Consider the following 14,228-nt stretch of genomic DNA (forward strand, 5'->3'; position numbering starts at 1 on the left):
AAATTACTGCGGGTTCGTCGTCCAAATCCCGGCCGCTTTGACGAAGACGCGCGCAGGCAGCTTCAGCGCGGCCGTAATGAGCTCCGCCACGTCCTCCGGCTGCATCATCCGATCTTCGTCGCCGATTTTCAATCCCGCGTTCGTGGCCAACTCGGTATTCACCGTGCTCGGCGTGAGCGCCGTGACGCGAATATTCGATTTGCGCACCTCCTGCATGAGCGCCTCGGTAAGTCCCATGACAGCGAACTTCGATGCGCAATAGGCCGAACCTGTCGCAAACCCGCTCAGACCTGCCGTGGACGCCACGTTAATAATCGCGCCGCCGTTCTGCTCCAGCATCGTCGGCAGCGCGGCGCGCGTCACGTAATAGGTACCCATCAGATTGACCTGGATAATGCGTTCCCACTCCTGCGGGTCCATGTCGATCACCTTGCCGAACGACGCGATTCCCGCATTGTTGATCAGAATATCGAGGCGTCCGAGCTTGCCGATCAATTCGGTTACCGCGGCATCGACCTGCTCCTTGACCGACACGTCGGCCGTCGCGTAATATGCGTTCACGCCGAATGCCGCAAGTTCATCCTTGAGCGCGGCGAGATCGGATTCGCCGCGCGCGATGAGACCGAGATGCACGCCTTCTTTCGCGAGCGCGATCGCCGTGGACCGTCCGATACCTTTGCCTGCGCCGGTTATGATTGCGGTTTGCTGTTGTAATGCAGTCAATAAGATCACTCCTTCTGATTGGGGCAAGCCCCGGTAATAGCCGAACAACCCCATCCAGTTTATCACAGGGCGACCGCCGCTCCAAATTGTCTCCCATCGAATAAGGCGGAGACAATGCGTTCAACGCTGCTCAATCTTGCCGTTCGACAGCCTTCTTCGGGATCATAACGGCCCGATGCCGGTGCTTCGCCTTAAGACGAAGCACCGGCATCGGACATAACGTTTAAGCTTTAATCTTCGTCGTCATGTTTTCCTTTTCCGCCGCGTTTTTCTTTCCACTCGTTCTTCTTCTTCTTCTCGATTTCTTTCCTGAACTTCTCGAATTCCTGTTCGCGCTTTTTGTCGTGGTTCTCGAGCTCCTTCAACCATTCGCGGACTTCCCGCTCATCCTCGTCTTCGTCTTCGTCTTGGCGCTGCTTCGCTGGCCGCGGCTTGATAGGCGGCACGCCGCTGACGGGCTGGAACGCAAGGACCGGTTCGTTCGCGAGCGCGCCGGTCATGATGGAACGAAATACGGCCGCCGCGGCTTTCGACGTGGTGGTCAAATAATGATCGGCGTCGGATCGATCGTAGCCGAGCCAGACGGCGGCGGCCAGCTGCGGCGTATAGCCGACGAACCAGTTATCCTTCGCGCCGTCGCCGTTCGTGCCGGGCATCTGCGTCGTGCCGGTCTTGCCGGCCACGGGGCGCCCTTCGAGCGCCGCGGACTTGCCCGTTCCTTCGCGTACGACGCCTTCCAGCATCGCCGTCATCGTGCGGGCCGTCTCGGACGACACGGCTTGCACCGGAGCCGTCTCCGCCCGGCTCGCCAACACGTCGCCCGATTCGTTCTCGATACGCGTGATCGTGTAGGAAGAATTGCGGGAGCCGCTGCTGGCGAGCGCGCCGAACGCCTCGGCCATAGCCAGCGGCGACACGCCCTCTTGTAGACCGCCGAGCGCGAGTCCGAGCGCCCTGTCCCCCTCGGCTAAAGCTAGACCGAACTTCTTGGCGGATGCTATTCCGGCCTCGATTCCGATCTCGTTCAAGGTCTTGACCGCCGGGACGTTATACGAATGAATGAGCGCGTCGTAGAGCGTCACGGCTCCGTGGTATTGACCGTCCGCATTCTTCGGCGAGTAACCGCCGAAATCGACCGGTTCGTCGACAATGATCGTTCCGGGATGACGCCCCTTCTCCAGCGCGGGCGCGTAGACGGCGATCGGCTTCATCGTCGAACCTGGCTGGCGTTTCATCTGGGTCGCCCGGTTCAAGCTGCGGAAGCCCGCTTCGCCCCTTCCGCCGACGAGCGCGCGGATGCTTCCGTCTCGCGGATCGACAAGGACCGCGGCGCTCTGAATGAGCTGATCGCCCGCGCTTGCGGGGAATAGCTCTTCATTCGCGTAAGTTCGCTCGACCGCCTGCTGCATCGCGGGATCGAGCGCGGTATAGATGCGAAGTCCCCCGTGCAGCACTTCTTCTTCCGACAAACCGTATACTTCCGTCGCTTCGCGAATGACTTCGTCGACATAATACGGATAACGGATCGCTTCCGTCCGATCCGGCTTCTCCTCCAGCAGCTTAATCGGCTCCATAATGGCCGCCGCGTATTGCTCGGCGTCGATTCGTCCTTGCTCCTTCATCAGATCCAGGACGATGTTTCGGCGCGTTTTCGCTTCTTCCGGATGTTTCTTCGGGGTAAGCGCGGACGGGGCCTTGATAATGCCCGCCAGCAGCGCGGATTCGGCTAGCGTAAGCTGCTTGACGCCTTTGCCGAAATACACGCTCGCCGCGCGCTTGATCCCCCATGCGCCTTCGCCGAAGTAGATATGATTCATGTACAGTTCGAAGATCTGCTCCTTGCCGTACTCCGTTTCGATCTTCTGCGCGAGCAGCAGCTCGTTCCACTTGCGGGTCCACGTCTTCTCATGGGAGAGAAAGACGTTCTTCGCCAGCTGCTGGGTGATCGTGCTGCCTCCCTCCGCTTTGCCGCCGGCGTTCAGGTTCGCGTACACGGCGCGGCTAATGGAGCGCAGGTCCGCCCCGTCATGCTCGAAGAACCGCTTATCTTCGACCGCGACGACGGCCGCAACGAGATGTTCCGGCAGTTCGGCGAAGGTTGCCGGCTCGACTTTATTCAGCGAGACGCGGCTCGCTTCTTTGCCATTTTTATCCATAATGACCGTCGCGCTATGGAGCGGTTCGCTTAACGTGCTCACGTCTTGCGCTGCCACCATCATCTTGAATGCGCCAAATCCGGCGGCGCCGCTGATTACCGATCCGGCCAGCAGCAGGGTGCCGACGCGCGCGAGCATGGTCCTGCCGGGCATCGCGGACCGGTTCTGTTTCTCTCTCATCTGCTTGCCCCCTGTTCGATTGTTCAAATATAGATAGCCGATTCACCTTGCGCTACCACAAACGTTCGGAAGAACGTCCGTTTTTCGGTACGTCGCGACCAAATGCCGTCAACTTGGCGTCGTCCGGGAGCGTCACAGGTACATACACGATTCGGAAGAAGATGAAACAGAGGCTATGGAGTCCCCCGAAGCCGCCTGCCGGAATAAGATGAGAATAAATAGCCCGCTTGACGAGCGACGGGGAGGTACAGCGACGAGCATGCACGCGTTTATTCTTAATGTCGACGAAAGACCGGCGGAAGCCGAGAGGACAAGAAAGGAACTACTAGCCTCCTCGCTGCTTCAACGTTACGAGGTTCATATCGTAACCGGAGATGTCGGGAAAATCATGAATGAAGCGCTAAGGAGCCAGCCCTGCCAATGGTTCGTCACGTTGCTGGCCGGCGAACGGCTTGCGATGGATTTCGGCGCGCGGCTGGAGGAGCTTGTCCTGCGATTACCGGACACGGCTGCCGGCGCACTGCCGGTAGTTCGCGCGAATGACGGCCAAGATGAGCTGCGAATCAAGCTTCGGGGACCCATCGTATGGCGCTCCTCGGCCGTCTCCGGTTCAGAATTCAACGGATTTCCCGATCGCCGCTCGTTCCCGCTTGAACGGTATGCGCTCCCTTTGCTGGCGAACGCGCTCGGTGCTCAGTCGTGGCAATGGCCGGAATGGGACGGCTCGTCATGGGCGCCTTCGCCCGTCAGACCACCGCGATGGCGCCGCTCCGACGAAGCCGATCTCGCCGCGGCTCCGCTCGTTTTCGCCCGCCCGCCCGAACGAAGCGAACCCAAACGCGCGCCGTTGTTCTCGGTCGTACTCTGCGTATACAATGAAGCGCGCTATGTAGAAGGGGCCATTCGCAGCGTAATGACGCAGACGAATGACCGCTGGGAGCTCGTTCTCGTGGACGACGGCTCCCGGGATGACACGGCGGCGGTGCTGGCGATGGTTCGCGAGCATCCGCGAATCAAACGTCTCGCCCACCCTGTTAATCGCGGCAAATCCGCAGCGTTGAACACCGGATTGGCCCATGCTTCCGGAGAATGGCTCGTCGAACTGGACGCCGACGACTGGCTGACCCCGGAATGTCTGGATCAGCTGGCGTTCGCCATCCGTTCCGAATCGTCCGCGCCGCAAGTAATCTACTCGGGCCATCACCGTTGGCGCGAACGTCCGGGCGGCGAGCTGATCTATGCGGGACGCAGCCTCGAGGCGCGCCAGCTCGACCCCGCTCGGCTGATTCGAAGCGGCGAGACGGTTGCGGTCCGCGCCTACAACATTGCCGCGCTGAGAGAACGAGGCGGCTGGCGCGTCGATGATCCGTTCGATGGCCGCTGGTTCGAGGATATCGGCATATTGGTCGCGATGACTAGGCAGTACCGCAGCGCCTACGTCGATCAACCGCTCTATCATCGACGGATCCGAGAAGGAAGCAGCTCGCGCCAAGGCGGCTCGCGCTATGAGCAATGGCGACGCTGGGCCGAGAGCGAAATCATGCGCTGACCGGGTTAATAATCGGCTATGCGATGATGCGCACCAATTCCGTTCTCGCGGCGCTGATCGTCGTCGGCGGCTCTCCGCCATAGGCCGTACCGCTCGTTTGAATGTGGAAGAATCCATCGCCGACGCCAATGAGAATCCCGCTCACGTATTGCGTCGTTTGGAATACCTCCACCCTGCGCCCGACATATCTGGTAAGCGCCGATAGAAAATCCATTCTCCTTCTCCTCCTTATCCTTCTTACTGGAATGAGCTGATCTGACTCGTGGGAATCAACACGACCGCGCCGGATGCTTCCGCGATCGCGACGTAATCGACGCCGACCTCGATGAGCGTCCCCGCGACCGGGCCGGCATCCGTCTCGATAATAATCGCCGTGTTAATCCGGGACTGAAGCAAATTGGCGATGACCGTCTCCCGAGGCGTCAGCGCCGCGACCTCCCGGGCCAGCACCCCCAGCCGATTTTGGATGACCGCCAGCTCGCCGGTAATCCGCGCGGCATAGGCCTCCTCTTCCAAGTCGAGCGCGTCCACTCGTCTGTGCAGCGAGGTGATCTCGTTGCCGGCGCGAACGGCGTGAGCCGTCAGGCCGGAGACGGATTTCGTCAGACTTTCCACGGAATCGCTGACGTCTTTTATCCATTGCAGCGCTTGGCCGCGCAAACGGTTTAGCGCCCGTTTCCACGAGAGCGCGCGCTGTCTTCTGCGCTTCGCTTTGACGGAGATGCCTCGGGCGACCACCGTTCCAACCACGGCTCTCCCTTCGCTCCGCTGCAGCGTGTATCGCTTCAATTCGCCGGCGGATAATGCCGGCCGTTCCTTTCCTTCCGGTGTAGCCATGACCGATGTCACTCCTCGCCAATTAATAGAATGAGTTTTAACGGATGCTGGGTTTCGCCAAATCAAGCTTCATTTGAATGTGAGCGAGCGCCACGCGCGCCCGGCTGAGCCACGAATTGCGCTGCGCGTGCTTCTGCCGCCAACGGACGCGTATCGGATGATCCTCCGCGATCGCCCGGGCCGTGACGTCGGCAATCGTAGCCGTATTGGCCGTATAGACAAGCGAACGAAACTTTCGCAGCTCCGTCATGTCCGAGGCGACGACCGGTTTGCCCGCGGAAATATATTCGTAGAATTTGACCGGATCGCATCCTTCGATCATCTCGGTGAGCAGGAACGGAATGAGCGCCGCATCGAACCAGCTGAGATAAGCGGGCAGTTCCCGGTAATCCTTGATCGGCAGCACGGTTACGTTCCGATGACGGATATCCCGGTTATAGAGCGGGCTTGCGCCGATGACGACGACGTCGAACCGCTCCGCCGCCGCGTAAATCAACTCGACATCAAGCCAAGCCGATACCGCGCCGTAATAGCCGACGAGCGGCCGTCCATCCGTATCGGGCAGATCCGCCGGACGCGCAAGCCGCTTCTCCGCCGGCTTGAAATGCGCGAAATCCGCTCCGTTCGGCAGCAGCACCGTCGCGATTCCCCGCTCCGCGTGCTCGCGGTAGATCGCCTCGGCAGAAGCGAAGGTCAACTGCGTCTTGCGTTCCATGACCGGAACGACGTCCTTCCAGGCCGAGAATTCGCCTTTGGCCAGATCGCAGGAGTCGAAGACGGCCAGATCATGATCGTAGCAATCGATGAACCAGCCTTGGTTCACGGCGCACCAAAACACCAATCGCCCTTTGACGAAAGGCTTGAAGTCGACCGATCGATGGATGACGACGAAGTTAGGCAGCTCCTCGAACGGATAAAAGACAGGTTCCTGCTGTTCATATAAATCCGCCGGATTGATGAACACGACGTTCGCGCCGGCTTGGGCGAACGCCTTCATCATTTGCTGCGGACGCTGATGCATGAACCGGTAATCGATCGCGGGCGGATAAACGATGGTGATGGCGGTATCCACTGAGCCTAAGCCCCCTCTACGACATTTTCTGGGATTCTACACGATATGAGGAAGAGCCGGCATGCGACTGTGCATCCACCTAGCAGGCTGTCCGCCTATGTCCCGGGTAGGCAAATACGGCATTTTCGCCGCCTGGGGCCATGGCCAAGTCAACTCGAACCGAGAAACATACAATGGCTATGGACATTCGCGATTCGTTCGCATGAGGGAGGGATGGACCTGAGGATTTTATTTTTGAATTGGGCGCCGATTATTTCGTTCGGCCTGGCGCCGGGGTTTCGCGACATCGGCTGGGTGACCGACATCCTTCCGCCCGAAGACAATCATCCGGATGGGATCCGAAGACGCATCGCGGACTTCAAGCCCGACTATCTGCTGACCGAAGGCGGCGTCGGTAGGGAGAAACTGCTGCTTCCCCTAATCGAAGAATGCGGCGTTCCGCATCTATATTGGGCCATCGAGGATCCGGTCGCGTCCAACCTTTCCCTCGCTTATGGACGGGCTTCGATACTGACGCTGACCACCTGCGAGGAATGGCTGCGGGAAGTCTATGCGCCGAATGGCGTCGAGGCGATCTGCGTCCCGTTCGCCTGTAATCCGTCGTTCCACGCTACCGGGCGGTATCGGCCGGAATTCCGTCATGAGCTCGCGTTCGTCGGCAACAATTACGAAGCGCATGCCAATCGCAAGGCGGGACTTGCGATCATGATCGATCCGCTGCTTGCCGCCGGCTATCCGATCGCCTTTTACGGAGACGAGAATTGGATTAATGGCCGAATTTCCTATACGATCGATCCCGCGTTGTATCGAGGATACTTAAGCTATATCCACTGGCCGGATTTGTGCGCGTCCACCCCATTCGTGCTTGGCTTACACAGCATTAACGGTTCGAGGACGATGCAAGCGATGCGCAGCTTCGAGGTGCTGGGTTGCGGCGGCTTGTTCTTCACGCAGCATACGACGGCGATGGAGGCGATGTTCGATAACCATAAGCATCTTGTATGGTCCACTTCGGCCGAGGAGACGGTGGAGTTGTACCGGTATTATCAATCGCATCCGGATGAAGCAGAGCGCATCAGACGGCAAGGCCGGGAATTCGTCTACGCCCATCACACGTATGCGCACCGCGCGCGGGAGATTGAAGCCAAGCTGGCGCAATTACACGGAAAGCAGGTGAACGGACGATGACGGAAGACTTGAACCGCTCCCGGTTCTTCACGACCGACGATCCGAACAGCGACGTGCTGCTGTACAGGTTCCCGGACGTCTGGTGGAGCCGGCTGTATGAATATGAATGGGCCAAGCAATTCGTCGGCAGCGAAGACGTCGTGCTCGATGCGGCCGCGGGCATCGTCCATCCGTTCAAATTCTATGTCGGCACGGCGGCGCGCGAAGCGCATGCCTGCGACTTGAACCCGCTGATCGCCTCGCCGGAAGGCCTGCTCGCGGAGATCGCCGGCAGCTGGTTCGGACCCGACGTCGCGGCATTGGTCGAGTCTCGCTATTTGCCCCTTGTCAGGCTGAAACAAGGCAACTTGATGCAGCTCCCTTACGCGGACGACTACTTCGACAAAGTCTTCTGCATCTCGGTGCTCGAGGAGATGCCCGAAGCCGACCAGCTGACGGCGCTGCTTGAATTTCGGCGAGTGCTGCGTCCTGGCGGACGAATCATCCTCACGTTCGATTACCCGCACATCGATCTCGGCCGGTTCCAGCGGCATATGGAGCAGGCAGGCTTGGCTTTCGCGGGAGAGACGGATTTCGCGTTGCCGGCGAATGCGGTCTATACGACCATGTGGGGCGGCATCTATTGCTTCCGCGCTGTACTCCGCAAAGACTAGCGAGCAAGGCGCGGCATAACGCGAACAGGCACCCGGACGATGTCCAGGTGCCTGTTCGAGCTGTATACGATAGACGGTGCGAACCAAGAATAACGCGGCTTCTCCGTTAACCTAACGCTTTCTTCACCGAATCCAGCACGCGGTCCGGCTGGAACGGCTTGACGATGAAGTCCTTCGCGCCGGCTTGAATCGCTTGCACGACCATCATTTGCTGACCCATTGCGGAGCACATGACGATGCGGGCGGACGGATCGGTTTTGCGGATTTCCTTTACGGCGTCAATGCCCTCCATCTCCGGCATCGTAATGTCCATCGTGACCAAATCCGGCTTGAGGTTGTTATACCGCTCGACCGCGACTAGGCCATTCTCCGCTTCGCCGACGACTTCATGTCCGCCCTTCGTCAAGATGTCCTTCAGCATGAGCCGCATGAAAGCTGCGTCGTCGACGACTAATATTTTCGCCATATGTTCCCGTTCCCCCTGAGATGAAGTGTCATGTTGTTTGTTTGGGACTAGTGTAACCGGAATGCGGGTGAAAATTGTACGCTGTCCAAGCTTCCACATTTTGCTGAAGGACGCGTTATTTACCGGCGCCGCGCTCACCCGCGACATACGGTTCCACCAGCGGTTGTAGCCGTTCCAAGCCCTGCCACATGTCGCCCGGACCGTCGTAAATTAGCACGTACGCGCCGTCGAAACCGCTGCGATGCGCGACATCCAGGCAGCGCCGGAGTTCATCGGCGTCCGGTCGCCCATCCGAATCGTCCTGCGCCTTCACGTGGACCGATTGGCTTAGCGGCGCGGTCATCGCGATCTCCTCGAACTTGCCTTCTCCGCGATAATTGCCGAAATCCGTAATATAACCAAGCTTGCCTTCGGCATTCCGGACGAGTTCAACGCCGTTAACGGCACGAATCGTTAATGCCTTAAAGTTTTCGCTCACGACTTGAATTCCAACCTGACGCCCGAATTCGGCCAACTCTGACAACGCTTTCGCCGACTGCCGGAGCGCCGCATGATCCGAAGCATCCGCTTCGCCGGCGATGATGCGAATCCGGCGAGCGCCGCAATCGGCTCCGATCCCGATCCAGCGTTTCATCCACGCCAGATCGGACGCCCTTCGCGCTTCGTCCGGCGAGGTGAGATCGCCGTAATCAAGCAACAAGGTGTCGAATAACATATCGGCACGATCGAAACTTAATTTTAGCCGCCGCAGAAATTCCTCGTCGGTGGATGGAAAATGAAAATGGCAAATCTCGAGCGCGCGATACCCGCGCTTGCCCGCCTCCGCCGGCAGATCAAGCAATTCGATCTCCTGCGGCTGTAATTCCTCGCGCGTTGCCTGCGTCTTGTTCTGTTCGTCCCAATACGTCCAGCGTAAAGGCCCCAGCAGCCGATGCAGACTCCAGGTGCTCACCGATAAATACGCCATGCTTGTTCGCTCCTTCGTTCGATAATGTGTACTAGACTAAGTGTAGCAGGATCGACGTCGGGTTGAAGCCAGTTGCGCAAACAAATATACGACGCATTGAACAGGAGGACGCCATGTTGGAGCCACGCATGTCGGATCGCCGACATCCCGCATATGCCGTCGCAATCGGGACATTGAGTCTGATCAAAGAATTTCAAAAGGCGCAGGACATGCGCACGGACATGGACCGAATGACGTTCGAAATTCTGTTGTTCGTGAAATCGCAGCAAGCGGCACGTCCCATGGCACTCGCCCGGGAGCTCGGCGTCAATCCTTCCTCGATTACCCGCAGAATTCAAACCCTGATCAAAGACGGTCTGCTGGATGCCGCAAGCGATCAGTCGGATGGCCGCTCCAGTCTGCTGCGCATAACCGAACGAGGCGATTCGGCGCTTCAGTCCTTTTTGGATCGCAGCGTGACCGTCATTCGCGAGCTGCTGGAGGATTGGGCGGACGATGATCAAGCCCGTTTCGCGGAGCTCCTGTCTCGATACGCGAACAGTATGGCTGCGCGGCGGCTATCTCGCGAGTCCATGACAGCTAACACGACGAAGGAGGATCTTGATGTTTAAACAATACGAGAACGCCGGTAATTTTAATGCTCGGGTCTATTTGCACGCCGCATTCGGAACCAATCCGCGGCCTTGGCCGCATTGGGTGTGGGAACAGATTCCGCCTCTGCCGGAAGCGGATATCCTTGAGCTCGGGTCGGGCAACGGCCTGCTCTGGCAAGCGAACGCGAATCGCATACCCGATGCTTGGCGGATCACGCTTTCCGACTTCTCGCCCGGCATGCTTCAGGCGGCCAAGACGTCGCTCGCTCCCATCCATGACCGGTTCGATTGGAATATGATCGACGCGATATCCATCCCCTATCCCGACGCTTCCTTCGACGTCGTGATCGCGAATCATATGCTCTATCATGTCAGCGGCCTTGACTGCGCGCTGGCCGAGATTAATCGGGTGCTCAGACCCGACGGTCTGCTCGTCGCTTCAACGGTCGGAAGCGGGAATATGCGGGAGATGACAGAGCTTGCGCTCGCCTTTGACGCGCATTCAAGCTACCCTGGAATCGCGTATGGCATCCAGTCCCGGTTCTCGCTCGATAAAGGCGCAAGCCTGCTCCGCAATCAGTTTGAACCTATTGATCTTCGGCTATATCCGAACACGCTGATCGTAACCGATCCTAACGCCATCCTTCGTTATCTGCTCTCATGCAACGGCCTGTTCGATGGGCTTATCATTCTCGCGCCCGAGGAGATCCAACGATTCTCCGCATTCGTCAGCCATATCGACGACGACCATCCATTCACGATTACGACGTCAACCGGACTCTTCCTCGCTCGCAAGACAAACAAATAGCACGCCTTCCCCTTAAGGAAAGCGTGCTTAACCGCGCTTATGAAATTAGGCGTTACTCCGCATAATAAGAAAATCCAATCGCGCCCGGTCCGGTATGCGTCGAAATGATCGGGGTCGTCGTGCAAATGCGTACCGGTATCGAAGTGAAGCGGGCGATCTCCTGCTGCAGCCGTTCGGCCAGCGGGAGATTATCCGCATGGGAAATGCCGACGCCGCGCACGATTTTGCCCTTGATATCGGATTCGAACCGTTCCATCAACGTCCTGACGATCTGCGATGACGTTCTCACTTTCGCAACCGGCGAATAGACGCCCTGCTGCAGCATCGCGATCGGCTTGATCTTGAGGATCGTCCCCAAAAGACCGGCCGCTTTGCCGATTCGTCCGCCTTTAATCAGGTTCTCTAACGTCTCGACGACGACGAATAGCGACGTTTGCTCGAAAATTTCTTTCACTCGCGCGACAATCGCGTCCACGGTGCTGCCTTCGCGGGCCAGACGGGCCGCTTCGAGCACTTGGAAGCCGAGCGCCTGCGAGATCATCTGCGAATCAATAACTTCCACACGGCTCTCGGACATCTCCGCCGCGGCGCAAGCCGTCGCGTAGGTTCCGCTCATCCCGCCCGTCATATGGATCGAAATAATCGTGTCGCCGTTCGCGCCCAGCCGGTCGTACGTTTCGAGGAAAGCGCCGACGGCCGGCTGCGACGTCTTCGGTAATTCGTTGGATGCGATCATGCGCTGGATGAATTCATCCGGCGAGATCGTCACCGTATCTAGAAACGATTCGCCGTCTACGAAGATCGAGAGCGGAATCACCTCGATGTCGTACTGATTGAGCAGCTCTCTAGGCAAATCGGTGGTGGAATCGGTCACAATTTTAATGGCTGGTATGTTATTCGCCCCCTAGTTGATATCGGCCCCATGCTGCTAGAGCCGCCAGTCATTATACGTCGTTATGCGTCTTTCGTCTCGGTTTATCGCGAATCGCCGCGCATATCGGCTATCGCATCGCGGCGATGCTCTCCGGTATGGCCGGGCGCACCTTGTCCATCGCGAATTTCTTCGTTTCCACCGAGATATGGGTGTAAATCTGGGTCGTCGAAATATCCTCGTGACCGAGGAGCTCCTGTACCGTACGCAAATCCGCGCCGCCTCTCAGCAGCTCCGTCGCGAAGGAATGACGCAGCTTGTGCGCCGATAGCCGCTTCCCTCTCAGCTCCGGATGCGCTTCCATCAAGCCGGCGAGCGATTTCCCCGCGATCGTCTGCACCATCCGTCGGCTAATTCGCCGGCCGAATTGCGAGACGAAGAACGCCTGCTCGTCCCGTCTAGACTTGGGCTTCATCCGCTGCGCCAGACAGGCTTGCAGCAGTGCTCCCAGCTCGGCGGGCAGCGGCACGTAGCGCCACTTCTCCCCTTTGCCCAGTATACCAAGAATCGTTGACTTTGTGTCGAAATCCGTCATATTCATCCGCACGATTTCGCCCACGCGCAGCCCGGCATAGGACATTAGCGCCAGGATCGCCGTATCGCGCAGCTTGTACTTGCCGGATACGAAGGTCAGCGTCTCGTCCAGCTCGCTTTTGTCCAGAAACGACGGCATCCGGTTCTTCGCCACCTTCGCCTTCGGGATGTCCATCGCCGGGTTGGCGGCGACGCGGTCGAACTCTCGCAAAATCTTATAGAACAGCCGCACGGCCGACTGGCTTCGGTTCCGGTATCGCGCGCCCGCCCCCGCTTCGCGAATCGCGGTCAAATAATGCATAACGTCGATTTTGTCCGCTTCGCCCGGAGGCTTGCCGCCTAGAGTAGCGAGGAATCGTCGCACGTCGCGCATGTATCCGGCTTGCGTTTCTTTCGAATATCCCCGGTCTTTCATATAGTTCGAGAACAAGCTCAAATCCCGCTCATATTGCTCCAACGTGTCATCCATTGGCATAACCTCACTTCCGTCGATCCCGCAAAAAGTCGCTTAGAATCGAAATTGCGCGAAATATAGATTTCATGCAATTTTATATTCGACAGTTGGCGTCATTTTCCTGCGATCCGATCGCCGGTTCGCGCCTATTCTTCGCATTGGAATTATTTAAGCGAGCCGCTTGCGTCTTCCAACCTGCAATCGTTCGCGCATCCCTCCGATATCTCTTGTAGCGCAATTGAACGTCGAGGAGGACACATCGTGTTAGGCCGTCAAAATCGTTTCATGCTCGGGCTTGGTCTCGCCAGCTTCATGCTTAGTTCGATCATCCATATTCTGCAGCGCAGTTTCCGCCTTTTTGGAGAAACCGCCCCGGTAGCCGGGAACTTCCCGCCTCCTGTTTATATACAGAACATTGCGATGCTCATACCCGTGTTGCTCTGGATAGCTGCGTGTCTGCTCTATCGATCCAACGATACGCATCGCCATGTACCGATGTTTGGCAGTTTGGTGCTGATCTCGTCCGGCTTGTCCGTTGTCATTGGCGGCGGAGGCAAAGCCGAGCTGCATCTCGTGTTCTTCGCGGCCATCGCGGCGATCGCCTATTATGGGCGAATCCGGCTCGTTCTCGTCTCCGCCATGATCGTGGCAGCCGTCCAAACCGCAGGGCTGGCGCTCCATCCGGGCTGGCTGTATGAATCGGCTGAGCATGGAGCGGGAATTTGGCTGCTCCATACGGCGCTGCTAGCCGTGACGGCGTCGGCGGCCGCCTTGCAAATTCGGTCCAAATCGAAGATTGAGAAAACGCTTACTTCGAACGACCATGCAGCTTCGGGTTTAGCCCACTATTTCGCCGCCGCGCATCTTGATCACGACGCCTGCGTTCAGAAGTCGACACGTGACGCGCAGCGTGACGAAGCGTCTCGGCTGCAAGTTGGTTCGGACGTAACCGGGAGCGAGCCGAGCATTCCGGTACAGCAGCCGGTACATCAAGCGAGCAATTTGGAGAAAGCGATGCGCGAGTTCGAGCGTCGGTCCGCGGCTGCTAGCCAGACGTCCTCTTAGTTGATGGCGTTCTCCTCGCAAAATAGAAGACACTGCCCTCCCGATTGGGAAA

Annotated in this window: 15 protein-coding genes; 6 read left to right on the forward strand and 9 right to left on the reverse strand. The window is 58.3% G+C overall.

The genetic code is table 11. From position 1 onward, the window contains the following. Positions 1–3 precede the first annotated feature (3 nt). Together BCM02_RS02920 and BCM02_RS02925 are read right to left on the reverse strand one after the other, a co-directional pair. Positions 4–729 carry a 3-ketoacyl-ACP reductase gene (locus BCM02_RS02920; RefSeq protein WP_425466149.1) on the reverse strand — a complete coding sequence of 242 codons (726 nt, stop codon included), beginning with the start codon at positions 727–729 and terminating at the stop codon, positions 4–6. Between the two features lie 224 nt (positions 730–953). Then, positions 954–3,059: a transglycosylase domain-containing protein gene (locus tag BCM02_RS02925; RefSeq protein ID WP_148927530.1), complete on the reverse strand. Its 2,106-nt coding sequence runs from the start codon at positions 3,057–3,059 to the stop codon at positions 954–956. Positions 3,060–3,318: 259 nt separating this feature from the next. Here BCM02_RS02925 and BCM02_RS02930 point away from each other — a divergent pair, with 259 nt between their 5' ends. Continuing rightward, complete coding sequence (locus BCM02_RS02930) at positions 3,319–4,608, forward strand: glycosyltransferase family 2 protein (RefSeq protein ID WP_187433991.1); 1,290 nt, start codon at positions 3,319–3,321, stop codon at positions 4,606–4,608. A gap of 16 nt (positions 4,609–4,624) precedes the next feature. Here BCM02_RS02930 and BCM02_RS02935 read toward each other — a convergent pair whose 3' ends face one another. The 3 genes from BCM02_RS02935 to BCM02_RS02945 are packed head-to-tail and all read right to left on the reverse strand — an operon-like array spanning position 4,625 to position 6,517. After that, a complete protein-coding gene (locus BCM02_RS02935; RefSeq protein ID WP_148927532.1) occupies positions 4,625–4,822 on the reverse strand; it encodes a hypothetical protein in 198 nt (65 codons plus the stop codon). Between the two features lie 23 nt (positions 4,823–4,845). Continuing rightward, positions 4,846–5,445, reverse strand: coding sequence for a DUF2642 domain-containing protein (locus BCM02_RS02940; protein WP_148927533.1), 600 nt, complete (start codon positions 5,443–5,445; stop codon positions 4,846–4,848). Positions 5,446–5,482: 37 nt separating this feature from the next. Continuing rightward, a complete protein-coding gene (locus BCM02_RS02945; RefSeq protein WP_148927534.1) occupies positions 5,483–6,517 on the reverse strand; it encodes a glycosyltransferase family protein in 1,035 nt (344 codons plus the stop codon). Between the two features lie 213 nt (positions 6,518–6,730). Here BCM02_RS02945 and BCM02_RS02950 point away from each other — a divergent pair, with 213 nt between their 5' ends. Together BCM02_RS02950 and BCM02_RS02955 are read left to right on the forward strand one after the other, a co-directional pair. Further along, positions 6,731–7,705 carry a CgeB family protein gene (locus BCM02_RS02950; RefSeq protein WP_187433992.1) on the forward strand — a complete coding sequence of 325 codons (975 nt, stop codon included), beginning with the start codon at positions 6,731–6,733 and terminating at the stop codon, positions 7,703–7,705. After that, entirely contained in the window at positions 7,702–8,358 is a 657-nt protein-coding gene (locus BCM02_RS02955; protein WP_148927536.1) for a class I SAM-dependent methyltransferase, read from the forward strand. Before BCM02_RS02950 ends, BCM02_RS02955 begins: the two co-directional genes overlap by 4 nt. Before the next feature lie 106 nt (positions 8,359–8,464). Here the strand turns inward: BCM02_RS02955 and BCM02_RS02960 are convergent, their stop codons facing one another. Then, positions 8,465–8,824 carry a response regulator gene (locus BCM02_RS02960; RefSeq protein ID WP_148927537.1) on the reverse strand — a complete coding sequence of 120 codons (360 nt, stop codon included), beginning with the start codon at positions 8,822–8,824 and terminating at the stop codon, positions 8,465–8,467. 115 nt (positions 8,825–8,939) lie between these two features. After that, complete coding sequence (locus BCM02_RS35620) at positions 8,940–9,791, reverse strand: sugar phosphate isomerase/epimerase family protein (protein WP_148927538.1); 852 nt, start codon at positions 9,789–9,791, stop codon at positions 8,940–8,942. Between the two features lie 113 nt (positions 9,792–9,904). Between BCM02_RS35620 and BCM02_RS02970 the strand changes: the two genes are divergently transcribed. Together BCM02_RS02970 and BCM02_RS02975 are read left to right on the forward strand one after the other, a co-directional pair. Beyond that, positions 9,905–10,402: a MarR family winged helix-turn-helix transcriptional regulator gene (locus tag BCM02_RS02970; protein ID WP_148927539.1), complete on the forward strand. Its 498-nt coding sequence runs from the start codon at positions 9,905–9,907 to the stop codon at positions 10,400–10,402. After that, positions 10,395–11,192 (forward strand): class I SAM-dependent methyltransferase, encoded by a 798-nt coding sequence (locus BCM02_RS02975; RefSeq protein ID WP_148927540.1) that lies wholly within the window; start codon positions 10,395–10,397, stop codon positions 11,190–11,192. The genes BCM02_RS02970 and BCM02_RS02975 overlap by 8 nt, the downstream gene beginning before the upstream one ends. 52 nt (positions 11,193–11,244) lie before the next feature. Here BCM02_RS02975 and BCM02_RS02980 read toward each other — a convergent pair whose 3' ends face one another. Both BCM02_RS02980 and BCM02_RS02985 read right to left on the reverse strand, forming a co-directional pair. Then, positions 11,245–12,084 carry a DegV family protein gene (locus BCM02_RS02980; protein WP_148927541.1) on the reverse strand — a complete coding sequence of 280 codons (840 nt, stop codon included), beginning with the start codon at positions 12,082–12,084 and terminating at the stop codon, positions 11,245–11,247. Positions 12,085–12,193: 109 nt separating this feature from the next. Continuing rightward, complete coding sequence (locus tag BCM02_RS02985; protein ID WP_246183168.1) at positions 12,194–13,126, reverse strand: tyrosine-type recombinase/integrase; 933 nt, start codon at positions 13,124–13,126, stop codon at positions 12,194–12,196. A gap of 246 nt (positions 13,127–13,372) precedes the next feature. On the opposite strand from BCM02_RS02985, the gene BCM02_RS02990 reads away from it, so the two are divergent. Continuing rightward, a complete protein-coding gene (locus BCM02_RS02990; protein WP_148927543.1) occupies positions 13,373–14,176 on the forward strand; it encodes a hypothetical protein in 804 nt (267 codons plus the stop codon). The last annotated feature ends 52 nt before the right edge of the window (positions 14,177–14,228 follow it).

The organism is Paenibacillus methanolicus, from assembly GCF_008124765.1.
Taxonomy (GTDB): Bacteria; Bacillota; Bacilli; order Paenibacillales; family Paenibacillaceae; genus Paenibacillus_Z; species Paenibacillus_Z methanolicus.